The 24,882-nt window shown below is 52.1% G+C and carries 22 protein-coding genes and 1 riboswitch; of the genes, 9 read left to right on the top strand and 13 right to left on the bottom strand.

What is annotated here, in order from left to right; all coding sequences use genetic code 11:
• Positions 1-15 precede the first annotated feature (15 nt).
• From M1D70_RS02985 to M1D70_RS02995, 3 genes are all read right to left on the bottom strand, one after another.
• On the bottom strand, positions 16-246 hold the full coding sequence (locus M1D70_RS02985) for a hypothetical protein (RefSeq protein ID WP_009594140.1): 231 nt from the start codon (positions 244-246) through the stop codon (positions 16-18).
• Positions 247-345: 99 nt separating this feature from the next.
• Positions 346-2,202 carry a bifunctional diguanylate cyclase/phosphohydrolase gene (locus M1D70_RS02990; protein ID WP_009594141.1) on the bottom strand — a complete coding sequence of 619 codons (1,857 nt, stop codon included), beginning with the start codon at positions 2,200-2,202 and terminating at the stop codon, positions 346-348.
• Between the two features lie 264 nt (positions 2,203-2,466).
• Positions 2,467-3,087 (bottom strand): DUF5317 domain-containing protein, encoded by a 621-nt coding sequence (locus M1D70_RS02995; protein WP_009594161.1) that lies wholly within the window; start codon positions 3,085-3,087, stop codon positions 2,467-2,469.
• A 297-nt stretch (positions 3,088-3,384) separates the two neighbouring features.
• On the opposite strand from M1D70_RS02995, the gene M1D70_RS03000 reads away from it, so the two are divergent.
• Both M1D70_RS03000 and nfsA read left to right on the top strand, forming a co-directional pair.
• Positions 3,385-3,588, top strand: a complete 204-nt coding sequence (locus M1D70_RS03000; protein ID WP_009594149.1) for a cation transporter — start codon at positions 3,385-3,387, stop codon at positions 3,586-3,588.
• A gap of 185 nt (positions 3,589-3,773) precedes the next feature.
• Positions 3,774-4,514: an oxygen-insensitive NADPH nitroreductase gene (gene nfsA / locus M1D70_RS03005; RefSeq protein WP_456289095.1), complete on the top strand. Its 741-nt coding sequence runs from the start codon at positions 3,774-3,776 to the stop codon at positions 4,512-4,514.
• Between the two features lie 1,363 nt (positions 4,515-5,877).
• On the opposite strand, the gene M1D70_RS03010 is transcribed toward nfsA, so the two are convergent.
• Positions 5,878-8,196 carry a helix-turn-helix domain-containing protein gene (locus M1D70_RS03010; RefSeq protein WP_009594172.1) on the bottom strand — a complete coding sequence of 773 codons (2,319 nt, stop codon included), beginning with the start codon at positions 8,194-8,196 and terminating at the stop codon, positions 5,878-5,880.
• A gap of 126 nt (positions 8,197-8,322) precedes the next feature.
• Between M1D70_RS03010 and M1D70_RS03015 the strand changes: the two genes are divergently transcribed.
• From M1D70_RS03015 to M1D70_RS03035, 5 genes are all read left to right on the top strand, one after another.
• Positions 8,323-8,460, top strand: a complete 138-nt coding sequence (locus M1D70_RS03015; RefSeq protein ID WP_456289096.1) for a hypothetical protein — start codon at positions 8,323-8,325, stop codon at positions 8,458-8,460.
• A 95-nt stretch (positions 8,461-8,555) separates the two neighbouring features.
• Positions 8,556-9,536, top strand: a complete 981-nt coding sequence (locus M1D70_RS03020; protein WP_009594169.1) for an ABC transporter permease — start codon at positions 8,556-8,558, stop codon at positions 9,534-9,536.
• Positions 9,537-9,566: 30 nt separating this feature from the next.
• Positions 9,567-10,451, top strand: coding sequence for a carbohydrate ABC transporter permease (locus M1D70_RS03025; RefSeq protein ID WP_009594160.1), 885 nt, complete (start codon positions 9,567-9,569; stop codon positions 10,449-10,451).
• A gap of 71 nt (positions 10,452-10,522) precedes the next feature.
• Complete coding sequence (locus tag M1D70_RS03030) at positions 10,523-12,073, top strand: extracellular solute-binding protein (protein WP_456289097.1); 1,551 nt, start codon at positions 10,523-10,525, stop codon at positions 12,071-12,073.
• A gap of 157 nt (positions 12,074-12,230) precedes the next feature.
• The gene (locus tag M1D70_RS03035) at positions 12,231-12,407 is read left to right on the top strand and encodes an aspartyl-phosphate phosphatase Spo0E family protein (protein WP_009594144.1); all 177 of its coding nucleotides are present in this window, start codon (positions 12,231-12,233) and stop codon (positions 12,405-12,407) included.
• A 34-nt stretch (positions 12,408-12,441) separates the two neighbouring features.
• Here the strand turns inward: M1D70_RS03035 and M1D70_RS03040 are convergent, their stop codons facing one another.
• The 6 genes from M1D70_RS03040 to M1D70_RS03065 form a co-directional block, all read right to left on the bottom strand.
• A complete protein-coding gene (locus M1D70_RS03040) occupies positions 12,442-13,257 on the bottom strand; it encodes a TatD family hydrolase (RefSeq protein ID WP_456289098.1) in 816 nt (271 codons plus the stop codon).
• Between the two features lie 88 nt (positions 13,258-13,345).
• The gene (locus tag M1D70_RS03045) at positions 13,346-14,179 is read right to left on the bottom strand and encodes an ABC transporter ATP-binding protein (RefSeq protein WP_456289099.1); all 834 of its coding nucleotides are present in this window, start codon (positions 14,177-14,179) and stop codon (positions 13,346-13,348) included.
• A 54-nt stretch (positions 14,180-14,233) separates the two neighbouring features.
• Positions 14,234-14,992 (bottom strand): ABC transporter permease, encoded by a 759-nt coding sequence (locus tag M1D70_RS03050; protein WP_009594146.1) that lies wholly within the window; start codon positions 14,990-14,992, stop codon positions 14,234-14,236.
• On the bottom strand, positions 14,989-15,282 hold the full coding sequence (locus M1D70_RS03055) for an MTH1187 family thiamine-binding protein (protein WP_009594139.1): 294 nt from the start codon (positions 15,280-15,282) through the stop codon (positions 14,989-14,991). The genes M1D70_RS03050 and M1D70_RS03055 overlap by 4 nt, the downstream gene beginning before the upstream one ends.
• An 88-nt stretch (positions 15,283-15,370) precedes the next feature.
• Positions 15,371-16,402: an ABC transporter substrate-binding protein gene (locus M1D70_RS03060; RefSeq protein WP_456289100.1), complete on the bottom strand. Its 1,032-nt coding sequence runs from the start codon at positions 16,400-16,402 to the stop codon at positions 15,371-15,373.
• A 123-nt stretch (positions 16,403-16,525) separates the two neighbouring features.
• A riboswitch (TPP riboswitch) is annotated at positions 16,526-16,635 on the bottom strand.
• A 174-nt stretch (positions 16,636-16,809) separates the two neighbouring features.
• Positions 16,810-17,193 (bottom strand): VOC family protein, encoded by a 384-nt coding sequence (locus tag M1D70_RS03065; RefSeq protein ID WP_036673180.1) that lies wholly within the window; start codon positions 17,191-17,193, stop codon positions 16,810-16,812.
• A gap of 257 nt (positions 17,194-17,450) precedes the next feature.
• Here M1D70_RS03065 and M1D70_RS03070 point away from each other — a divergent pair, with 257 nt between their 5' ends.
• Positions 17,451-18,986, top strand: coding sequence for a diguanylate cyclase domain-containing protein (locus M1D70_RS03070; RefSeq protein WP_456289101.1), 1,536 nt, complete (start codon positions 17,451-17,453; stop codon positions 18,984-18,986).
• Between the two features lie 205 nt (positions 18,987-19,191).
• Complete coding sequence (locus tag M1D70_RS03075; RefSeq protein ID WP_009594166.1) at positions 19,192-20,238, top strand: EAL domain-containing protein; 1,047 nt, start codon at positions 19,192-19,194, stop codon at positions 20,236-20,238.
• A gap of 234 nt (positions 20,239-20,472) precedes the next feature.
• Here the strand turns inward: M1D70_RS03075 and M1D70_RS03080 are convergent, their stop codons facing one another.
• The 3 genes from M1D70_RS03080 to M1D70_RS03090 all read right to left on the bottom strand — a co-directional run bounded on the left by M1D70_RS03080 (position 20,473) and on the right by M1D70_RS03090 (position 24,672).
• Complete coding sequence (locus M1D70_RS03080) at positions 20,473-22,776, bottom strand: glycoside hydrolase family 65 protein (protein ID WP_456289102.1); 2,304 nt, start codon at positions 22,774-22,776, stop codon at positions 20,473-20,475.
• A gap of 90 nt (positions 22,777-22,866) precedes the next feature.
• Entirely contained in the window at positions 22,867-23,517 is a 651-nt protein-coding gene (gene pgmB, locus M1D70_RS03085; protein WP_456289103.1) for a beta-phosphoglucomutase, read from the bottom strand.
• Between the two features lie 120 nt (positions 23,518-23,637).
• On the bottom strand, positions 23,638-24,672 hold the full coding sequence (locus M1D70_RS03090) for a LacI family DNA-binding transcriptional regulator (RefSeq protein ID WP_009593335.1): 1,035 nt from the start codon (positions 24,670-24,672) through the stop codon (positions 23,638-23,640).
• Positions 24,673-24,882 lie beyond the last annotated feature (210 nt).

The raw sequence follows: 24,882 nt of genomic DNA on the forward strand, positions 1-24,882 counted from the left end.
AGGCCAATCCCATTTTTAAAAGCCGCTGTGATACTTATCGTCGCTGGATGAACGCTTCTTCGACGTGCCATCCCGCTGCTTTTCTTCCTGGCGCTCCAGCCTGGCGTCTTCCATCGGAATCGGGTCCACATGCTGCTCGCTCTCGAATTTGTCGAACAGGCTTTCTTGTTCCGTCGGATATTGTTCAGGGTGATCCATGTTGCCGGGACCATTGTGAAGCGGAAGATCCTTTTTCTTATCAGCCACCGATCTCACCTCATTTAACGTTGTGATACTACCTTTATACCTTATTTGAGGAAGTATCAAACATCCCAAAAGATGAGAAAGGCAGAGGGGAGGTGGTCTTTAAGAGGTCTCCAGGCCGGCTGCAGGCTGTTGCTGCGCTTCGGCTTTGAGCCTTAAATAACGGATAAACAGCTCAACGAGCTCCGGATCGAACTGCGTGCCCGAGCAGCGGAGCAGCTCTTCAATCCCTTCCTCGAAGGTTTTCGTTTTCTGGTAAGGGCGTTCGGTTGTCATCGCGTCGAAGGAATCGATAATGGTCAGCATCCGGCACAGCTTGGGGATTTGGCTGCCTTTGAAGCCGTGAGGATAGCCGCCGCCGTCATACCGTTCATGATGCAGTTCGATGTAAGGAACCAGTTCCTTGAACTTCTCGTTCGTTTCCGCGATGCGCTTGCCCCAGCTGACATGCCGTTTGACGGTTTCCCATTCGCCGGCTGTCAGCTTGTCCCGTTTGTTCAAGATTCCCCAAGGAATCTCCAGCTTGCCGATATCGTGAATGAGTGCCCCGAGCACAAAATTGCGCCGCTCCACGCTGTCAAGCCCAAGCACTTCGCTGATGTCCATGGCGTAGCGGAAGACCCGTTTGGAGTGCTTGAACGTATCCACGTCTTTATACAGGAACAGCTTCAGCTGCTGCTCGATGTCTCGGACGTCCTCCGCAAAGTCGATCTCGGATTCCTTTTCGGCGCCGCTTCCATATACATGCACGTTGTTTTTGCCCTGCTTCTTGGCATAATACAGCGCTTGGTCGGCAAGCTCGACAAGCTGCGACTTGTCATGAATATCAATCCGGTACGAGGCAACGCCGGCAGAGAAGGAGAGACAGCCGGACGGAAAAATCTCCACGCCGTCAAAATAGGTATCGTTCAGCTTTTTGCGGAGCCTGTTAATGAAGGAACGTGCCTTATGGTCATCATAACCCGGCATCAGGATCGTGAATTCCTCGCCGCCGAAGCGGGAGGCCACCACCTCGGCCGTTTCGGATTCCACCTTGAGGTAATTGCCGAGAAATCCGAGCAGCATGTCGCCTTTTAGGTGTCCGAATTGATCATTATATTTTTTGAAATCATCGATATCGATCATGGCCAGCGACAACGGCGTTTCATTGGTTTTGGCCTTCTTGATTTCGTCTTCCAGCAAATTTTCGAAATAGCTGTGGTTGTATAATCCGGTTCGTTGATCCTTGATGGCTTTCTCTTGTACCTGTTTATACATCGTGAAGAGCTGCTTGAAGGAATAGGACAGCATCACGCTGAGACCTATAAACAGGGTCAGCCCGAAAACGCCGTTATGTACGATGAGTATGGAGAGAACCAGCGAAAGAATGAGCGTGCTGAGGTAAACAAGCAGTGTATCTTTCATGAAGGTTTTCAAAATATCATATAACGATCCCTTGTATAACAGGTAATAGTAGAAGCCGACAAGGAATACGTTGATAACAAAATAAACAACCAACGCTGCAACATACGCACCAAATTGATCATTGTGAATAGGGCCTGCTTGTCCGCCCGCCATTTTGAAAATGAAGGAGGACCCGACAATCATCACGGTATACACGGAGAAATTAACAAAATGCTTCCAGAAGGGGATTTTTCTGTCGTAAAGCGCCATGGCAAGGGAGACAAACAGGATGACGGACAGCGCAAACGGTGCTCCATAGATAAAGATGCACGCCAGGTAAACAGAGGAATCCATGGACTGTAAATTACCCTCTGGCGGCAGCTGGAAGGTGAAGTAATTTAAGATGAGGGCGGCGCCTAACATCGCATAGACCCATACCCACTGGGAAGGAGTATAATGAAAGATTTCCCCTTGATGCACCAGCAGGAAGGTGGAACAGCCCAGAAGAGAAAGAAAAACAAAATACAGCTGTCCCGCAAAGCCTTGAGAGAACCTAGGACGCTTAAATATGGACATAAATGATTTCTCCTCAATAAAATCAATGGTGTATTCTCCACATTTTAAGGTATATTGCGATGCAAAACAACGAAAAAGATGTAAAAAAACAGGCTGAATTTTCCAGCCTGTTTCTTATGGAAGTCGATTATCCGAATCTGTAACCGGAAGTCAGAGCGACAACAACAGAAGCAACGATGATGGCATTCAATACGATGCGGGAATACTTGATTTTATCAGTTTTCTTCACAGTTCTCCCTCCTTTCCAGGTGGTATGATGTATGATCAATTTTGTGGTTCCACACGTTCATTGGTATCGGATTTCGGTCCCAATGCTTGCACGTTGGCGGTATTCTTCCCCACGGTCATCAGGTTGAAAATGTAGAGAAAGATGCCGACGTTCATGATGATATCTCCGATACTGATCACCTGTGTTCTTGGGTACGGCGGGGATAACGGTATAATGTCACCCAGAAACGGCAGGCGGGTAGAGGCGTCCATCAGATAATGCTTGGTGATGACGGTGCTGTTGCTCAGCATGTCCACGTAATAAGGATCCAGAACGGAAGCGGCGCTCATCGATACGGGCATTCTGCCGCCGTTAACCGCCATGACGAGGAAATTGAGAAAGACGCCGGCCAAAATGCTGCCAAAGCCCTTCTGGTCCCGGTTCATCCAAAGGAAGATCATGCCGGCGACGTAGATGAACATAAACACGTAGCTGCTTGCGGATGCCAGCCAGTCGGAATTCGCTTGAAAACGGAATATGAGCAGCTGTACGATCAGGAGAATTGGGAAGATGAGGCCGCCCTTCAGGCGAATCTTGCTGAATTGCTGCAGTCCGTGACGGAAACCGCCGCGTATCAGTCCGACAATTAACCCTAGTATAATGCCGTCAAATACCATGATAGAGTTCCTACTTTCATAGTTCATTATCTCTGTAATAAGATAGTTCGACAGCGAATTGGTAATTCCTTCAACAATAATCAAAATTTATGGAAAAATTTCGGAGGGGCTTAAAAAGCTTGTCCCATCCTGTATAAATCTTATGTTTCATGTACATTATAACAGAAAAAAAGGATAAATCTTCCTACTTTTTTCGTGTTTCTGTTGCAGAAAGGAGCAAATTTGCCAACTTTACATACCTACGGGGGGTATAGTAAAGTGATACTGTACGACATTTTACGATAGGAGGGCGACAGCATGAAACAAGTGACATTGACGGTGGAAGGCATGTCCTGCAACCATTGCGTGAACTCGGTGGAAGGCGCGCTGAAGAGTGCGGGAGCTTCTGGCAAAGTCGATCTTGCATCCAATACGGTGGCCGTCGAATACGACGAAACCAAAGTCAGCCTTGACGCATTGAAGGAAGCGATTGAAGAGCAGGGCTACGATATCGTGTCTTAACGACAGATTTCCTGCCATATTCCCTAGCCGCGAACTTTGGCTGAAATAAGAGCCGGCTGCTGAAGGCGATCGACAGCATGCCGGCTTTTTTGCGCTGCGGTCGCAGGCAACCAAGCTTGCACTGCCCAAGCCGAAGTTACATAATAAATGGAGCGATTCTGAAGAGCTTAAGGAGTGGATACCCGATGAATGACACGATTTCATTGCTGATGAACCATCGATCGATACGTAAATATTCGGATCGGCCCGTGTCCGAGGAACAGCTAAGGGCTGTCGTGGCAGCAGGCCAGATGGCATCAACCTCAAGCAACGTCCAGGCATACAGCGTGATTGCGGTTACCTCGCAAGAGAAGAAGCAGCGGTTGGCCGCTTTGGCGGGCAATCAGGCGTATATCGTGGAATGCCCGGTATTTCTGGTATGGTGCGCAGACCTGTATCGTTTGAAAAAAAGCGCAGAGGCGCATGTTGCGGATCAAGAGACGTACGAAGATTCGACCGAGAATTTCATCGTGGCCACGGTGGATGCCGCTTTGGCTGCGCAGAATGCCGCGATCGCGGCGGAATCGCTTGGTCTTGGCATTGTGTATATCGGCGGAGTCCGCAACTCCATTGCGGAGTTCTCCGAGGCATTGGAGCTCCCGGATTTGGTCTATCCGGTATTCGGCATGTGCCTCGGCTACCCGGATCAGGAGCCGGGGCTGCGTCCCCGGCTTCCGGTGGAGGCTGTCCTGCACCGTGACAGCTACGATCCGGCGGCCCTGGAAGAAGTAAAGAGCTACGACCGAATCTCTTCCGATTATTTGTCCAAACGCACCCATGGCAAGAACAGCGCTCCCTGGTCGGAGCTTATGGCCAAGCGACTGGCGGAGCCGGTCAGGCTGCACATGAAGGACTTCCTGAAGGGGAAGGGGTTTATGGGGCGTTAGAGATGAGTAGAGAGAGTGGGTGTGGCTCTCGTAAATCAATAGGGAGGGCTGGTACGGCTGCTCTCGTCGAAACTCCGGAGGGCCACGCTGTACATCGCGCGCGCACTGCTCCCTGTGCGCACGGTGCGTGGCCCGGTGCATGCTGTGTGGCTCCGGCTATAGGAACTACGCTTGGCGGCGAAAGCCAAGCCTGGCTGGGCGTGGGATCGGAGGAGTGGGAGACGCAGTGCTCTGAAAGTTTGCCTTAGCTTCAGAAGCTGCAAGCCGGAACGAGTTACGGACGGCAGCAGCAGTATCTATCGGACCTCACATCCGGCATGGCAGTATCGGACCTCAGATCCGTTATTTTCGCTATGGGCTCGTTTTTGCTCAATCTATCGGACACATGATCCGTTAAGCAGCGTATAATCCGAAAAATGAGAGCCTAATTTGGAGAATAACGGACCTCATGTCCGCCAGCATTCGAGAAATGGCGCTTTTGATCAAAATAAGGTCCGCTGAGTCCGCTAATGTGCAGCTATTTTGTGCATCGTACGCACTGTTCCCTGTGCCGACGATGCGTGGTCCGGGGCATGCTTGTACGGCTCCAGCTATAGGAACTACACTTGGCCGATAAAGCCAAGCCTGGCTGGGCGTGGGATCGGAGGAGTGGGAGAGGCAGTGCTCCGAAAGTTTGCCGTAGCTTCAGAAGCCGCAAGCCGGAACGAGTTACGGACGGCAGCAGCAGTATCTATCGGACCTCACATCCGGCATGGCAGTATCGGACCTCAGATCCGTTATTTTCGCTATGGGCTCGTTTTTGCTCAATCTATCGGACACATGATCCGTTAAGCAGCGTATAATCCGAAAAATGAGAGCCTAATTCGGAGAATAGCGGACCTCATGTCCGCCAATATTCGAAAAATGGCGCTTTTGATCAAAATAAGGTCCGCTGAGTCCGCTAATGTGCAGCTATTTTGTGCATCCTGCGCACTGCTCCCTGTGCCGACGGTGCGTGGCCCGGTGCATGCTTGTATGGCTGGTCGGCGCTAAGCGTGCCGCAATGTACAACGCCTGAGCGTAAGTCACAACGGGAAGCGTGGCCGCAATGTACAATGCCTGAACGTAAGTCACACCACAGGAAGTGTGCCGTAATAGGGCGACGCCTGAACGTAAGTCACAACACAGAAAGCGTGGCCCAATGTACAACGCCTGAACGTAAGTCACAACACGGGAAGCGCGCCGTATTGTACGACGCTTGAACGTAAGTCATAACACAGAAACGGGGCTGTCCCAAAAGGTCATGAAATACAGACCAAGGGACAGCCCCTTTTTCAGAGGGCTCCTTTTATACGAGATTAACTGATCAGGATGACATGCCGATTCATTTGCCGATTCCCTGCTGCCGGTATTGACCTGGGGTGATCCCTTCCAGCTTCTTGAACATGCGATTGAAGTAGGGAGGCTGATATCCTGCGGCCTCCGCGATTTCATGAATGCGCAGATCCGTGGTCAGCAGCAATTCTTTGCAGCGGTTCATGCGCACGGTCGTCAGGTAGTCCATATAATTCGTGCCCGTCATCTGTTTAAACGCTTTGCTCAGCTGGGATACGCTGACGCCGGCCTCCATGGCCATGGCATCCAGGGACAAGTCCTGCATCCCGTTCTGCTCGATTTGCTCCAGTACGTTTTCGACAAGCGATTTCATGGAGCTGTTGAAGTTCTTCGTCAGCTGATCGAGATAGGGCTCGATGATTTCTTTCTGGAACCAGTCCACGCAGGCCTTCGGATCGCGAAGCAGGGACAGCTGCTCCTGCAGGTTGGAGAAATTGTACACCTGGTACGGATTTAAGCCAGCCTGCAGCATGGAGCGGTGAACGCTCGTGATTAAACGCATGAGCCCATGGTGGACATGCCACTCCGAGCCGCCCCCGGCTTGAAGCGCCGTGACGAAGCGGCTCAGGGATCGAAGCGCGTCCCCCTGCAGCCCGAGGTTCAGGGTGTGTATGAAATCCTGCTCCAATTCCAGCGGAAAGTCGATCCAGTCGTTTTTCTGGGACAGCACCGTGTCCGCTTCCAGCAGCTGGCTGCCGGCATCGAAGGATCGGTAATGCAGCGCCCGCTTGGCCTGTTCCAGAATATGGGGAACATCGGTCCAGGTCGAGCTTGGCCCCCCCAGCACGATGGTTGCCGACATCCGCAGCGTATCGCGCAGGGCCCGCAGGATCTGATCGCACAGAAGCCTCATCATGCGTGTCTGTTCGTCGGCTTTAGGAGAGGCCGGAACGATCAGGATGACGCCAAAGGAGCCGTCGAAGAAATTGATGGGGTGCATATAGGCGCTAACGTCCTCTGCCAGCTCTTGAATCACGTTTAAAGCGGCATAGGTGAGAAGATGCTGATCGTTCTCCGTTAGCGGCGTCCGATCCTCCCCGTGGGTATGCTGCTGGAGAACGATCGCCGAGAACTGTTTATTCGTGATGTCAAGCTCCATCTCTTGCAGCTTAAGCACGTACTCGGACTCCGTCAGGTGGGCGGCTTGCCCGCTCAAGAATTGATTGATATAAGCCTCCCTGATCGCGGGCAAGGATCGCTTCCATTGATTTTGAAGCGTGTCATGCGAGAACCGGTACTGCTTCCACTCGTGTTCAATATATTCGAGCTCGTTGTACCGCGATGTCTGTTTGGCCTGATCGCCGCCAATCATATGCAGCATTTTTCGAATAGGGCGATACATCCTCTTGGAGGCAAACCAGCTTGCGCCCAAGGATGCCGCGAGCGCAAAAGCAAAGCAGATCAGGATGATATGGGTATACGGCTTCGTCGGAGCGATGATCGTGGACTGCGGCGTGCCGGATACATAGGTCCAATTCCGCTGCATTTTTTCAAATTGAACGGTATTCACCAGCCACACATCCTGATCGACCGGAACCTTCATCCGCAGACGATTCGTGCGATTGGCATTCTCCGGAAGCTTCAGCTGTTCCTGGATCGCGCTCATCGCCTTCGGCATGCTGCGGCTCATGCCCGATTCCCCGATGACATGGCCTTGATCGTCGAGCAGGAACGATAGATTCTCGCTGTTGCGAATCACGTGCAGCTTCGACGGATCGATGTAGATGACGATCGCCCCGTAGGGCGTATGACCGTTGAAGGGAAGCCGCATGACGAGCGCATGGGAAGATCTCCCCTTATTGAAAGGCCGCTCCAGGTCATGTACCCAGAACATATCCGAATCTCCGTCCATGAGCCGGCCGAAGCCTAACGCATCCTGTTCCTGATCCAAGGTCCGCAGCCCGAGATCGGGCTCCATGATTTTATTTTGCTTTTTGATGTAGAGATAGACCTGATCCACAAGGGGATCGGCATTTTCCACCAGGTTCAGCGTATTAAACAGCTCGTTCGTCTCCTCGATATTCGACACAAAGTCCATATCGGACAAGGAAGGCTTGAAATGGGGCTTCACCACCATATTGAGCGCGTAGTGGACCAGCTGGGTGAACTGCTCGTCCACTTGCCTCGCCGCATCCACCAGGGCTTCCTCGTTCCGCTGCTGATATTGGTTGATCATATGCTGGTTCCCCACATATAGGTAAACGGCCGTAATGGCCGAGATGGGGAGGCACGTCATCAACACGGCGAGCGCGATGCTTCTCCAATACATAACACCTTTGAAACCGGATTCAGGATTCTGTTGCCTCATAACACTAACCCCCTGTTGGCATAGACAAATCCAAGGCCTGATCGAAGAAAGCCGGGAAAATCATTAAATACTATCATAGCGAAAGAGGGGTTTAGTTGAAAAGATCACATTTTCCTATTGATGCCGATGAGCATGGCATTCCGGCACCAAGGAAAAAAAGTGCAATTCGAGGAAATGGATGATCCGAAACGCTTGGCAGGCAGGCACTTTTCCGTATTGTGCATCGAAGGGAGAGGGGAAGGGGCCGCGTCGGAAAAAAAGTAGAATTGCAGGCAATTCTGCAACCGTTTACATTAGGGATACGTTCCGCGAACGGCAGGTTTGAACGAGACGACAAGGCTGAAAGTGAGGGAGTATCGATGAAAGCACAAGAAACCGTTCAGACGGCAAAAGGAAGCGGGAGCCCCCCTATTCCCGCGAAATCCAAAACGAAGTGGGGGCGGATCCGGTCGGATGTAGCTCGCGACAAGTATTTATACATGCTGGCCTTGCCGGGTCTTATCTTCTTTATCATTTTCAAATATATTCCGATTACGAATCTCGTCATTGCTTTCCAGGAGTACTCGCCGTACTTCGGAGTGTTCGGAAGCCCTTGGGTAGGCTTCGAGCATTTCGCCCGGTTTTTCTCCAACGACGACTTCTGGATGCTGCTGCGCAATACGCTGGCGATTAGCTTCCTGAGCTTGATTTTCTTTTTCCCGGCGCCGATCATTCTAGCCTTGATGCTGAATGAAGTACGAAGCTCCTTCTATAAGCGTACCATTCAATCGCTGGTGTATATTCCCCATTTTTTATCCTGGGTATTGATCTATGGGCTGACCTACCTCATGTTCTCGCAATCGGAGGGCTTGTTCAATAAGTGGCTCGTTACCATGGATTGGGGAACGGTCGATATTCTCTCCAATCCGAACTATTTCTGGGGCATGCTGACGGCACAATCCATCTGGAAGGAGGTCGGATGGGGGACCATCATCTTCCTCGCGGCCATCGCCGGAGTGGATCCGCAATTATACGAGGCAGCCGTCATGGATGGCGCAGGCCGTATGAGACGGATATGGCATATTACCCTGCCCGCGATGCGCAACGTGATCCTGATTCTGTTGATCCTCCGCCTGGGAACGATCATGGATACCGGATTCGAACAGATCTATCTGATGATGAATGCGCCCGTCACCAATGTAGCCGAAGTGTTCGATACCTATGTATACCGGGTGGGGATAAGGCAGGGAGAATTCAGCTACAGTACGGCCATCGGGTTGTTCAAATCGATCGTCGGCGTCATCCTGGTGGTCTCGGCCAACCGATTGGCGAGGCGATACGGTCAAGAAAGCCTGTACTAGAGGACGGGCGAAGACAAGGAGGAGTAAAGCATGCATGAGAAAGGATGGAAAACCGGGCTCTTCGGCTTCGTAAACAACGGCCTGCTGCTGATCATCGGTTTGGCAACGATATTTCCGATTTACTATACCGTTATTCTGTCATTTACCGATCCGGTGGAGTATTATCAACGAAGCTTGATATTATGGCCGCGGGATTGGACGCTGGATGCTTACAAGCATTTACTGTCCAACGGGTTGTTTGTCACCTCGATCTCCATAAGCGTGTTCCTGGCCACGGTCGGCACGATGCTCAGTCTGCTCGTTACCGGGGGGATGGCTTACGCGGTGTCCCGAAAACGGCTTCGGTTTCGCAAGGCAATCATGATTATGGTGTTAATCACTTTTCTCTTTACGCCGGGGCTGGTTCCGCTGTATCTGGTCGTCCGAAATGTGGGACTCATCGACAGCGTCTGGTCGCTGATCCTGCCGAGCTTGACGAGCGCGTGGTATGTGCTGCTCATGAAGGGATTCTTCGACAGCATTCCGGACAGTCTGGAGGAAGCCGCGATGATCGACGGCTCCAATGATATCGGCGTGTTCTGGCGAATCATTCTGCCGTTGTCGCTGCCGGCCCTGGTGGCTTTCGGATTGTTCTTCGCGGTCGGCTATTGGAATACGTACTTCAACGCGCTGATGTTTATTAATGACCAGAAGATGTGGCCGCTGCAAGTGCTGCTCCAAAATATGCTGGTGGATCCCACGACAATGGGATCGGGAAGCGGCGGGGGATTTGCCTTCCAGGTGAACCGTCCCGTCCCGACGGAAACGTTGAAAATGGCAGCGGTCGTCATTGCTACCGTTCCAATCATGTTAGTGTATCCATTCCTGCAGAAGCACTTCGCCAAAGGGGCGATGGTGGGCTCCGTCAAGGAATGATCCGATATACGGTTTTTCTTTTCCAACATGGTCAGTCAGGAAAGAGGTATCATAAACAGGGAGGTCTAATGATGAAAAAAATGGATGCAAAGCCGAGCAAGTCGTTTTTGAAAATGTCGGGGGTGCTGCTCTTAGCAAGTTCGCTCTTGCTTAGCGCATGCGGCAGCCCCGGCGGGAGTCCCTCGAGCGGCAGCGAGGGCGGGACAGACAGCAGTGAACCTACAAGCATCACGATACAGACCTTGAATTATGCCACCGAATTCATAGACAACACCAATCCGCTTTGGAAAGAGCTGGAGAAACGCACCAATACCAAGCTGAATATTACGTGGCTGTCCCCATCCACGGCCGAAGAGAAAATCAATGTCATGCTTGCGTCCGGCGACCTTCCGGAGGTTACTTTCGTGGAAACGATGCAGAACCCGCAGCTGCAGAAGATGCTGAAGCAGGGAGTCTTCTGGGATCTGACCCCTTTTCTCAAAGACTACCCGAATTTAAATCGCGAAGAGTTGAAGGAAATGTGGGAAATCACCAAGGTGGATGGCAAGAACATCGTGATTCCGCGTTACTACCCAAGCTATGGGGGCGGGGTGTTCCCGATGATCCGCAAGGATTGGCTGGATGCCCTTCAGCTGGAAACGCCAAAAACGCTGGATGAGTTCCATAACGTGTTAAAAGCTTTCAAGGAACAGGATCCGAATGGTAACGGACAGGCGGATGAGATCCCGTATGCCGCTAATCCGAGCGCGCTCGCGTATATTTATAATATCTTTAATGAAACGCAAGGGGGCTGGAAGCTCCAGCCGGATAATACCCTGTCTCCGATTATTACGTCGGACGCGTCAAGGGAGGCCATGCTGTGGATCAAGCAGGCTTATGACGAGGGCTTGTTACCAAAAGACTTTGCCATCATGAAGTTCTCCCAGGTGATGGATACGATGCGAAGCGCCAAGGCAGGGGTTGGCGGCATGTCCATGAACCATGCCTGGGTAACCGGCAAGGCCGTGAAGGACGTTGATCCCAAGGCGGATTTGATGCCGCTTGCTTACTTGGAGAATGCTAACGGGGTGAAGTATACGCCTTCAGGCTCCCCGTACTATGGCGTGTACCTCATTCCGAAGAAAGTGCCGGAGGCCAAAGTCAAGAAGATCCTCGAGTTCTTCGACTATGGCTACAGCCAAGAAGGAAACGAGATGCTGACCTACGGAATCGAAGGCGTCCATTACAATCTGGAGAACGGAAAGAAGGTCGCAACGCCGCAGGCCGTCACCGATAAGACGGGAGATGGAAATCTGAACAATATGATTCACCTCGTCAGCGACGATATGGCCATCAATGCGGTTGGGATGCCGGACGAGGTGTATGAACGGAACGTAGAGATCGTTACGGAGCGCAAGACGGTTAAGGTGCCGAATCCTTCGGGCGAGCTATATTCGGAAGCCTATAACAAATATTATCCCGAGATTTCCAAGAAAGTAGAGGATATGCGGGTCATGGTCATCACCGGCAAGGAACCGGTTGAATCGTACGATAAATTGATCGAAACGATCAAGAGCGATCCGAAGATGAAGGAGATTACAGAGGAGATCTCGAAGGCGTATCAGGACAAATTTGTGAAATAACCGAAATCCAAACCACAATGCGAGTGCGCTCGCATTGTGGTTTTTTTGTTTCATGGGACCTGTCCCTTTCGATTTTAGGCCCCTGATGTCTAACATCAAACATCCTATAATTTTACATTAAAGCATAAAATATTACATGAGGGGAGGACATTAAGTCATGAAAACGAAGGAAGGCATTAGGTTTGATATCGAGCAGGAAAGAAACAAGCTTCATAAAATGAAGCAGCGGTATCGTGATTTTAACCATCCTAAAGTCCTCAGGCAATCGATCGTGCTCGATGAACTGATTAACCAATATAACCGGTTCCTTAAAGAAAACAAACCGATTGCGTAAACAACCGGCTTGAATGGAACGGGAATTCTTTTTTTTATAGATCGTAAAGTCTAACCGCATTCTCGTAAAAAATCCTGCGAGCCTCGGAAACGGTCAGCCCGCGAAGCTCGGCCCATGCCGCCGCTGCGGAAGCCGTCATCTTGGGATGGGTCATCTGTCCGGTGAACGGGCCTTCGAACGGCCAAGGGCCGTCGGTTTCGGTCATGACAAGATGCTCGGGATACATGCGGGCAATATCGCGAATTTCATCCTCATAAAGAATGTCGGGCGTGAAGGAGATATAGCAGCCTTTATCCGCCATCCGCCGCAAGGTGTCACGAGAGCCCTTGAACCAATGGAAATGGGCGCGGGTGACGCCATATTTGTCGAGCAAATCACATGCGGTATCCGCATCTTCATATACAGCGTGCAGTATCACCGGTTTATGATGCCGTCCAGCAAATGCTATGAATTGCTCAAGCAGGCATTCATAAGGGCGGTTATCCCACGGCCGGCCCTCCGTTTCGGCTTCCAGCCTGGCATAATAGGGCAGGCCGACCTCACCGACGGCAAGCATGTCGTCGACATGCTTAACCATCCAATCCAGCAGCTCTTCGGTTTCTGCAGGGGAAGGGACGGGCTGCTCCGGATGATAACCAAAAGCCGGCCGCACCAACGGTCCGTACTCCCTGGCCAGCTCCAGGTTTCGCTTGCTGGAAGCCAGGTTCATGGAGACGGAGATGATGGACTGAACTTCGCTTTTGCGAATATCCGCAAGGATCGTTTGCTGATCGGAGAAGGCATAACGATCCAGATGAATATGGGTGTCCAGCAGAGGGAGATTTGTTTCCGTCTGCGTGAATGATTTCATCGTTATATCACCTCGCTTGCACGCCTACAAGAAGCGCTTTTGAATGATGGATACAGGAGCTTAGCCATTTGTATCCTGCCTATGCGGCTCAACGCTTGTGCTGTTCTTCGCGCATGATGGCGGAGATTTCGGTTTTTAGCGCGATAAAGGACGGGTCGTTCAGGATGTCTTCCCTGCGCGGACGGGGAAAAGGGACCTTCACCCGTTTCAGGATCGTGCCGGGCCGCGCCGACAGGATATAGATGCTGTCCGAGAGCAGCAGCGCCTCCTCGATATGATGGGTAATCATCAGCACCGAACGGCGCGTATCCTCCCAGATATCGAGCAGCCAGCGCTGCATATCGCTGCGTGTCAGCGCGTCGAGCGCACTGAACGGTTCGTCCAGGCACATGACTTCCTGCGGACTCATCAGCGCGCGCAGAAAAGCGGCCCGCTGCTGCATCCCCCCTGAAAGGGTATGCGGGTACGCCTTCTCGAAGCCGGCAAGTCCGGCCCGTTCCATCCAGCTGCGGGCATTTTCCCTGGCGGCGGTTTTCGAGGTGCCTCTCAGCTCCTCGGGAAGGAGCACGTTGTCCTCCACCGTACGCCAAGGGAAGAGGGCCGGCTGTTGAGGCATATAGGCGATGCGGCCTTTCTCCCCGGTCACATTCTGACCGTCCATGAGTACGGAGCCTTCATCCGGAGCCGTTAATCCCCCGATGATATGGAAGAGCGTGCTCTTTCCGCTGCCTGAAGGACCGATCAAGGAGACGAATTCCCCGGGCTGCACCTGAAGCGAAAGGCCATCCAGCACGTGCACTTCGCTGCGCCGTTCGCGGAAGGTGATATGAAGGCTGCGAGCCTCAAGGGCAGGCGCTGGCGGGACCGCGATAGATGAATGGCGCTGCCCGTCATGATCCGGAAGGGATACTTGATGTGTCATATCGCTAAACAGCCTCCTTTTATATAGGTTAGAAAATGTCCGTTCATCATGGTTTTAACTTTTTCGATTCCAGCGGATCAGGCGCTTCTCCAGCAGGGTGATGAGCAGCACCATCAGCAGGCTGAGCAGGACGATGATCAGAATGGCAACAAACACCCGGTCCGTGCGGTAGCCGGATTTTTGCAGCATCATATAGTAGCCGATGCCCCGGTCTGAGCCGATCCATTCCCCGATCACCGCACCCATGACCGAATAGGTGGCCGCGATGCGGATCCCGGAGAAGATGGAGGGGAGCGCATGCGGCAGCTCCAGCTTGGTGAAGATCTGCCATGAAGTGGCTCCCGCCATCTGCATGTAATTCATCATGGTGCGGTCGGTACGCGCCAGTCCGTCCAGGGCGGCAACGGCTACGGGGAAGAAGCAGACCAGGGTAATCACGATAACCTTGGGCAGCATGCCGAAGCCGAACCAAATCATGAGGAGCGGGGCGAGAGCGATCGTCGGCACGTTCTGGCTAAGAATAAGAAGCGGATAAAGGGCAGTTTTGAGAAAAGGCACCAGATGCAGGGCCAACGAGATGACAAGGCCGATCGCCGTACCGATCATAAATCCGACCAGGGTTAATTGCAGCGTGGCTAGCGTATGCTGAAAAAGGCCGGAGGCGCCGGTGGCGGCTTCATGCCCGATGGCCGTCGGCGCCGGCAAAATATACGGCTCTATATCGAATACCGATACCGCGGCCTGCCATACCGTCAAAAAGAAAAGGACCGCCGCAACGGGCGGCCAAACGGAGCTCCACCAGCCTTTTCTCATGGACGGTATTTCTCAGTCAGCTTATCCATGCTGATGCCGCCCGGATGGTGCGCGATTTTGACCTGGGATATGACGCTGGGACTTCCCGCTTTCACCAGCGCCTCATGCATGCGCTCAACGATCTTCAACAGCTCGGAAAGCTCTCCTTCCAAGGTGGTTTCGAGCGCATGGACCTCGTATTTCACGCCCGACTCCTGTATGACCCGGATCGCTTCATCCACATAAGGAATGCTGTCGCCTCCATCCGGCGTTCTGGGTATCACTTGTATGCTCAAGAGGGTGTTTGCCATCTAAACTCATCCTTTCATGCAAGCTATATTGTAATGGAAGAGAGGCAGCCTGCCGGACAGGCCGTCTCTCTTCCAAATTAAATGCATCCTATGGTTTCTCAGGTAAAAATTCATTGGTGAAGGCGCTGTCCGCATCGAGCTCCTTCTCGAGCAGCTTGCGTTCAAACATCCAGTCTGCATACCCCGACCATACTTCGGCTTTCTGCTCGCCCCAGCGGGCAGCATCATCCTGATAGCGGGGACTCAGCCATTTCTGGCTGGCAAGAACCAGCTCGGCATCCAGCTCGGGAACGGCCTTCGTCAGCAGGGCAGCCGCATCCTCAGGATGTTGAATCGCGTAGTCGTATCCTTTTGAGGTCGCCCGCATGAATGCTTTGACAAGCTCCGGGTCCTCCTGGATCAGCTTCTCGTTCGTTACGATCACCGGCGTGTAATAGTCAAGCTGCTCGGAGTAGTCCTTCACATAGATCATGTCAAGCGGCTCGTTCCGGAGCTCGGCTTCGATACCGGTCCAGGCATAGAAGATCCAGGCAAAATCAATATCGCGTTTGACGGCCGTAAAATAATCGGCATCGCCCATGTTAACCATATTTACTTTGCTGACATCGGCACCGTCGATCTCCATGATGGATTTCATGACGGCTTCCTCAACAGGCGAGCCCCAGCCGCCGTAGGATTTTCCTTCAAAATCGCCAGCCTTGACGATCCCCTTGTCCTTGGGGGCGGCAAAGCCGGATGTATTATGCTGAATAATCGCCGCAATGGAGACGAGCGGCAGGCCTTGGGTTCTGGCAAGCGTGACGCCTTCCTGGTAGCTGATGCCAAACGGCACCTTGCCGGATGCGACCAGCGTATCCGTTCCGCCGGCCCCCGGCTGGACGATCTGGACGTTAAGCCCTTCTTCCTCGTAATACCCGAGCTCCTTGGCCGCATACAGTCCGGTGTGGTTTGTGTTGGCCGACCAATCGAGCATCAGCTGTACGTCGCGGAGCTTTTCGGCCGCCTGGCCGTCTGCGCCTTCGGTACCTGTATTTTCGTTCTTTCCGCCTGTACCGCATCCCGCCGCAACCATCAGCAGGGCGCAAGCGAGAAGCAGTGCCATCCATTTTCCCTTCTTCATCGTGTCTTCTCTCCTTTGAATTCTCTTCTCTTTCTATGACGACCTCGTTAACTCCACAAAAAAAGCGCCCCGAATGATATCAGGACGCATGACGGCGTAAGTGTATACCACGGCAAATCATAGCTGCCGCAAACATGGACTTCCTACGCTGGCATTACCCAGATCAGGTGTAAGGGTCAGTATCATCGGATACACTCTCAGCCGGCCAAATTCCAGCTCCCCCGGGATTTATGAAGTTTCGGACGTTACAACCGTTATTATAGTCCTAACGCAAAGACCTGTCTAGTTCGGAAGGGGATGCGAACGAGGCAGGTCTTCGTATTGGACATGGCTTGTGCAGTTGGAAGAACGAACCCCGTTAACCATTCACGGGATAAAGCAATTACTAGGATCCTGTTCGCCAGCGGTTAGCGCTGGAAGAACTCAATCCATTCTCCTTCGGGACCGTGCACGAAGAAATAGCGGTACCCGTTCGGAAGCGTTACGATTTCCTCGTCAAGATGAGGTACGTCCAGTCCCTGAACGCGCGCATATTCCGCTTCGATATTATCGGTGCTGACGGCAAAATGATGGACGGTGCCTTCTGCGGGAAGCGTGTCGCTGTAACCCTGAATAAGCTCGACTTCCGTTTCGTCGCTGCCGTTAAATCCGAGGAATGCCAGCTGGATGACGCCATTGGTATGGGTAAGGCGATCCTTCAGTTCAAGTCCTACGACATTTGTGTAAAAAGCAATCGTGGCTTCAAGGTCCCGGACGACAATGCCGACATGATCCAATCGTTTCTGTGACAAGGCAAACACCCTTTCCGATTCATATGAGATATGACTGAAATATTATCACATAATTCCTATACGTCAAGTGGGTCTTGAGGACGACAATTTTTGGGTACGCGATGGTTTAATAGAGTAGAATCGACGGTCTTTCTTTCATTTCCTCTTCTTTACTTTTAGGTGGGTAAAAAGTATCATGAGAACTATAACTATTAATTCAAAAGACCTAACAAACAAGCATTGAAGAAAGCTTGCCTTTTGGCCGAGGAGGAATGCTTATGAGTCCAACTCCAGCAGATCATCTGTGGATTCGACTCGCCATCATATATGCATTCATTCAGATAATGACCGTTCTGTGGATGCCTGATGCTTTATTGCCTCAGCGTGTTCTAGTCATTATGGCTTCCGCTGCCGCTTCCGTCTATTTACTACGGATCAGTCGGCATTACGAGCCGCATCTTCGAAGGTTTTGGCTTATCGCAAGTGCCGGGCTGATGGCGGATGCCTCGGCTCGAATCATCGATGCTTGTTATTTTTGGCTGGGGAAAGAGAGCGCTTCCCGGACAATATTGACTCAATTATTCTGGGGATTCGAAATCATCCTGTTTGCAGGTTCCCTCATTTATTTGTTCCGGCACGTGCAAGGTTCGTTTCGGGGAGTTCGGTTTATGCTGGACATCGTGATCGTTGGCATAACGGTCATGACGGTAGGCTGGGAATATTTCATCAAGCCCGAGCTTAACGGTTTGGCGAATGAAGCCTTGTGGGGAAAGCTGTGGGTGGACATGCTGTATCCGCTGTGCGCAACGGTGCTTATTTTCTTCACCCTGGTGTTGTATTTTAACACAGGGCAGTTAAGGAAACGGGCAGTCTTCCTGATATGCCTTGGCGGGAGCATGTACATTGCCGCCGATGTTCTGCATATGTATCTCGTCGATTATAAGGGTGTTGAAGTTCGTTCATACCTGTACCCACTTTATACGTTTTCGGTATTCATCATTGGTTTGGCAGGAGGGCGGTCAGCTCCCGATGCCCGAAATCAATCGTTGGATGAGAGGGAGCCCCGTTCGTTCGGAAATCTGATCGTAAGATACCTGCTTCCCTACAGCGTGCTTGGCGGGATGTTTGCCCTTATGGTGCAGCGGTTTGGAGGATGGAACGGGCTTTTTACCGGCTTATCCCTCTGCGTCATCCTGATTCTGATCAGGCAGATCCTGATCCAGTTCGAGAATGACCGCTTGTTTGACCGGCTGCATCAAAGCTTGATGCAGAGCGAGACCTTGGCGCATCGCGACGATCTTACGGGACTCTATAACCGCCGCTACTTTAACGCGAGGCTGTCGAGCTCGCTGCAGGAGGCGGACCGCGCAGGTTCCCGCGTAGGGCTGCTATATATGGATATGAACCGTTTTAAACGAGTGAATGACCGCTACGGCCATCGTGCCGGCGATTTGCTGATTCGCAAGGTCGCGACCCGTCTTCAAACCCTTGAATCCCAAGGCGTTCTGGTTTCCCGTTTAGGAGGGGACGAATTTACGGTAGTGATTCATCCGGCCGGCGAGGATCAGGAACTGATCTGGATGGCGGAAGAGATCTGGACGATGCTGAGCGAGCCGTATGAGCTGGAAGGGCATGAGGTCCGAACCACGCCGAGCATCGGCATCGCGGTCTATCCGGATCATGCCAGGAACGACCAGGAGCTGATCGGTCGCGCGGATGCAGCGATGTATGCGGCGAAAGAGCGAAACGCCCGCTGGCATTTCGATGTGGAACGAACGATGCTGCTGCAGCTGTTGGATCAAAAAGTCGAATAGATAAAAGATTCGGATATCGACAATGTGTTGTTAAGAGCAATATAAGTCGATTATTGTAGAATTTAGCGCAATCATTGCACGAATCTTGCGCATTTCTCGCAAAATAGGTCATAACTTCGATATAAAATCCATAAAATGCAAAGAAATCATATTCAAAATGCCGATAAGAAGCATAGTGAGAGCTAGCTTGCCAAGGAGGACGAACATGATTTGCGACAATTGCAGCACCTTTGAACCGATTGAGGACCAGGGGACCATTCATATGAAGCCTGCAAGTGGTGAGCTTATTCAATTGCTGGCAGTGAACGGCTACGCGGTACAAGAGAACAATGAGGGTTGTGCTGTGAACTACAAGGTACGAGCGGACCTGATCTCCATCATCGAGTGTCTGCAACCCCTTCCGCTGAAGATTCGTCAAGAGCTGTCCTTCTGTGTTACCCGTGGAGGAGCTCCGCAAATCCGGCATTCGTGGATCCCTATGCAGAAGTTCGAACTGCAGATGGAGCATTATGATATGGTGAATGTCATTTTACATAAGCAGTTTACGAGCTACATGCAGCCTATCGTGGATCCATCCGAGCAGATCGTGGCCTATGAATTTCTCCTTCGACCGGTAGAGTGGGGACTCCGGTTCCAGCCGTACGAGCTGTTTGAGACAGCCCGAAAAACCGGTCTGCATTCATTCCTGGACCAGGCGGCACGAACCAGTGCGATTGAGACCAGTGCCGAGTGGCTTCCGATCGGCGTGAAGCGGTTCGTGAATTTCCTGCCGTCCTCGATATATGATGCGCAGATGTGTCTGAGCCACACCTTCAATACGATCGACAGGCTCCATCTGGATCCGAGGGATTTTGTATTCGAGGTGGTGGAAACAGAGAGAATCGACGATGTGAAGCATTTGCAGTCGATATTCGAGGTATATCGAAGCCACGGCATCTCGGTAGCCATGGATGACGTCGGCGCGGGTTATTCCACATTGGAGCAGATGATTAGGCTTAAGCCGGATTATGTGAAGATCGACCGGAGTCTTATCGACCATTGCGATCGAAATCCCGCCCAGCAGAAGCAGCTCGAAATGATCACGAACATGGCTCATGATTTTGGGGCCATGGTGCTTGCAGAAGGCATCGAGAGACGGGAGGAGTTTCATTTTTGCCGAGATATCGGGATCGAGCTTTCGCAGGGGTATTTGTTTGGGAAGCCAGCCGAACGCCCTCCGCGTGATCCTCATACTCAACTGATCTATTCATAACATACATAATCGGCAATACCCTCCGCACGATAAGCGCGAAGCGATGGCATTGGTTTGATCCCGGCTTATGGCTGAAGCCGAGCCTGCAGATGATGCCTGACATGGATGAAGACGGGTTCTTCAAGGATGAGCCATGAAGTAGAGGAGCCCGTTTTCTGTAAAAACAAGAGCCCTGGAAGATTCTCCAGGGCTCTTGTTTTTGTATGGGCCGGCGCATTGAAGCTCCGGTGCCTTTTATCTTGCAGCCGTTACCTCTCCATATCCGCTGATGGCGTATTCCTTGCCGTTCACGTTCAGGACAGCAGGCGTATCCGTTTCGTTTACGATGAGGGTTTCATGGCCCTTGACGTTAACCTTCAGGCGGGATCCGCGGAACATCACCTTGAAGGAGAAGGAGGACCAATGACCCGGAATGAACGGGTTCAGATGCAATACGCCGTCCTTCACGCGCAGGCCGCCGAAGCCATGCACAACCGACATCCAGGTTCCCGCCATGCTGGTCGTATGACAGCCGTCCTCGGTATCGTTGTTGTAGTTGTCCAGGTCCAGGCGGGCTGTACGAAGGTACATCTCGTACGCCTTTTCCTGGTACCCGAGCTCGCAAGCGAGAATGGAATGTACGCATGGCGAGAGGGAGGACTCGTGTACCGTGAACGGTTCATAGAAGTCGAAGTTGCGTTTTTTCGTAGCCAGATCGTACCGGTCGCCAAGGAAGAACAATCCTTGCAGCACGTCGGCCTGCTTAATGTACACCGAACGCAGAATGCGGTCCCAGGACCAGTTCTGGTTCAGCGGCAGGTGGGCAGGGTCCAATTCCTTCACCGGAACCAGCTCCTTGTTAAGGAAACCGTCCTGCTGCAGGAAGACGCCGAGTTCCTCGTCTACCGGGTAGTACATTTTGCTGATGATATCCTGCCATTTGGCCGTTTCTGCATCCTGCAGGGCAAGCTTCGCCGTAAGCTCGGCATAGCGGGAATTCTCATTCTCTTTCAAATACTCGAGCACGTCGAGCGTGTATTCCATCGTCCAGCTGGCAATTCGGTTCGTATACCAGTTGTTGTTGACGTTGTTCTCGTACTCGTTCGGGCCGGTAACGCCGAGCATCATATACTGGTCCTTCGCCGGCACGTAATTCACGCGTTCTTCCCAGAAACGGGAGATTTCCACGAGCACTTCCAGACCGTATTGGCCGAGGTAAGAGAAGTCGCCGGTATAGTTGACATAGTTATAGATGGCATAGGCAATCGCGCCGTTACGGTGGATTTCTTCAAACGTAATCTCCCACTCGTTATGGCATTCCTCGCCGTTCATCGTCACCATAGGATAGAGGGCCCCTTTGGTGAAGCCGAGCTTTCTGGCATTTTCCTTCGCTTTTTCCAGGTGCTTATAACGATAGATCAGCAGGTTGCGCGAGATGCTGGCATCCGCGGTGCTCAGATAGAACGGCAGGCAATAAGCCTCGGTATCCCAGTAGGTGCTGCCGCCATATTTTTCCCCGGTAAAGCCCTTTGGCCCGATGTTCAGGCGGTCGTCTTCGCCGCTGTAAGTTTGGTTCAGCTGGAAAATGTTGAAGCGGATCGCTTGCTGGGCCGCCACATCGCCTTCGATGACGATATCGCTTTCCTTCCATTTGTCGCCCCAGGCATCCGCCTGCTCCTTCAGCAACTGCTCAAATCCGGTCTCCACCGCCGGTTCCAGCACGGCACGCGCTGCTTCCACCAGTTCGCCGAATCCATGATTGCGGGAAGTGACGTTGGCCACGTATTTATAGATGGTGACGGCTTCGCCTTCGGATACGGGTATGCTTACGCGGTTCGCGGCATATTTCTCTTTTTCGATCAGCTCGGCCTGAAGATCCAGCTTCTCGCCGTTCTTAAGGATGTGATAAGACATGACGGAGGTAACATGGAAATCGAGTTTTTTGGTTTTTACGGTCAATGCGGCCGAGCCTTGCGCGGCTTCCTTGAATACCTCCAGCCAGAACTTCTCGTCATAGTTGGAGTCTTTGTTCTTCACATCGCCATCGAGATAAGGCGTGACCGTAAGCTCTCCAGCAAAATTAAGCGGCGTTACGGCATATCGGATGGCACCGATCTCGTGGCGTACAATGCTGACAAAGCGAACGGCCTCGACCTGGAGCTCCTTGCCGTCTTCCATGACAGCGGTGAAGCGGCGGGAGAGGAAGCCTTCCTTCATATTCAGCTCGCGCACAAAATCCTTCACCGTGCATTTGGCCAAATCCAGCGGCGTGCCGTCGATATCAATGCCGATGCCGATCCAGTTGGTGCTGTTCAGCACTTTGGCGAAATATTCAGGATAACCGTTCTTCCACCAGCCTACGCGGGTTTTATCCGGATAATACACCCCGGCCATGTAACTGCCCTGCAGGGAGGAACCGCTGTAGGACTCCTCGAAGTTGGCGCGTTGGCCCATGAATCCGTTACCGATACTGAAGATACTCTCCGAAATTTCATGCGTGTGAGGATCAAAGCCCTCTTCAATAATTGACCATTCATCAAGTTTTAAATATTGTTTCACAATCATCGGCTCCTTTAGGTTTAGGAAAAATGGTTGCATATCTATATGGGATGATGCTGCTGAATGCTGTAAACGCATGTGCTCACACGCTTATAACTCCAGCAGTCGGTCCACCGTTAACTCTTCCAGGGAAGGAAGGACGAGGTTGGCGCGCCCCAAGGTTTCGGGCGAACCGATGCCGACGCTGCGCATTCCCGCGCGGATGGCGGCTTCGATTCCGGCCTCGGCATCCTCGAAGACGACGCAGGCGTCAGGCTGGGCGCCAAGCTCGCGAGCTCCCAGCGTAAATACCTCGGGATCCGGCTTCGCTTGGCTGGTCTTCGTTCCATCGATGATAGCGTCGAAGTAAGGCGTCAGGCCGGTATTGTTCAGGATCAGCATCGCGTTCTTGCTGGCGGAGCCCAGCGCAACCTTGATGCCGCGGTCCTTCAAAGCTTGGATAAATTCAAGGGCTCCAGGCAAAATCTCGGATTCGTCCATGTTGGAAATATACTCGACATACCAAGCATTCTTCTTCTCAGCCAGCGCCAGCTTCGCGTCTTCATCCAGCGATACTCCGCCAACCTCAAGCAGAATATCGAGGGAAGCCATGCGGCTAACACCCTTCAGGCGTTCGTTGTCCTGCTCCGTGAATTCAAAGCCAAGCTCTCCGGCAAGACGCTTCCAGGCAATGTAGTGATACTTGGCGGTATCCACCAGCACGCCGTCTAGATCGAATAAACAAGCGGATAGGGTTGACATGATCATCCTCCTTAATGAATTAGTGCAAACGTTTGAACCAAGCTGCAAAAATAAAGGAAGCACCAGGATGCTTCTTTATTTTGAAGTACTTCTTGCTATGCTCCGCATATTCGTCGACACTCAAGATTTCGGCGGCGAAAACATCGAGGATTCGCGGATCATCAATCGATGCGGAATGATATAGCGGTGCGGCAGGATCGTGTTGTCATCGTTGCGAATGGTCTGGATCAATGCCTGCGAAGCGGTATAACCCAGGTTATAGATGCCGATGTCAACGCTGCTCAGCGGCGGTGTCGATAGTTCGGTCAATGAGATGTTGTTGAAACTGATGATCGATACGTCCTGGGGAACTTTATACCCCAGCTCGTGCAGTCCGCGAACCACGCCGAAAGAGACAATGTCGTCGACAATGACAAGGGCCGTCGGTCGCTCGGGCAGGTTCATGAAAAAGGACATGGCGCGATAGCCGCTCTCCTGCAGGAACTCGCCTTCCACAATCCATTCTTTTCTCATTTCAAGGCCTGCATCGGCAAGTGCCTTTCCGTAGCCCTTCATCCGGTCCTGGGATACGATCAGGTTTGGCGGCCCGCTGACAAATCCTATCCGCTGATGCCCAAGCGAGATCAAATGCTTGGTTGCATCATAGGCCGCCTGCACATTATCGGTATCGACCGATAACAGGTCAGGATATTTCTCGCTCCGGCCGACCAGCACGAACGGGTAATTGTTCGATTTCAGAAAATCAACGACCTGGTCGTCCTGCCTGGAGTAAAGCAAGATGGCGCCGTCGACGCGGCGGCCGTTAAGAAGGCGGGATACCGCTTCGACTTCCTCTTTCTCGTTGCCGCCCGAACTGAGGACGACATCGTATCCGGAACGGTTCGCTTGGGTGACGATACCGCGGATCAGCTCCATGAAGAATAAGTTGAGGAACAATTCCTCCGCGGGTTTCGGCAGAATGACGCATATGCTTTCTGTCGTTTTGGAAACAAGGCTCTTGGCCATAATATTGGGATGGTAGCCCATTTCCTCCATGATCTCTTTCACCTTGCGCGAGGTTTCGCGGCTGATTCTTGGATGATTGGAAAGCACCCGAGAGACGGTGGAGGGGGATACGCCCGCTCGTTTTGCGACATCTTTTATCGTTACTGACATAATAGGACCTCCAGTGGAACCGTTTGCGTTTTTTTGAAAATAAGAAAGCGACTACTGGAGTCTCCCTTATTTCACAAGAGTAACTTTCCGCTGTTCGCCGACCGTTCCTCTTTATTAAATTGTGGGTCTGTCAGGCCCTGTGTATACGTGGGTACCTATTGATCTAAAGGCATATTGATCCGGTATGTTAAACGGTTTCACACTGCTATA

It is taken from the genome of Paenibacillus sp. AK002 (genome assembly GCF_053903045.1).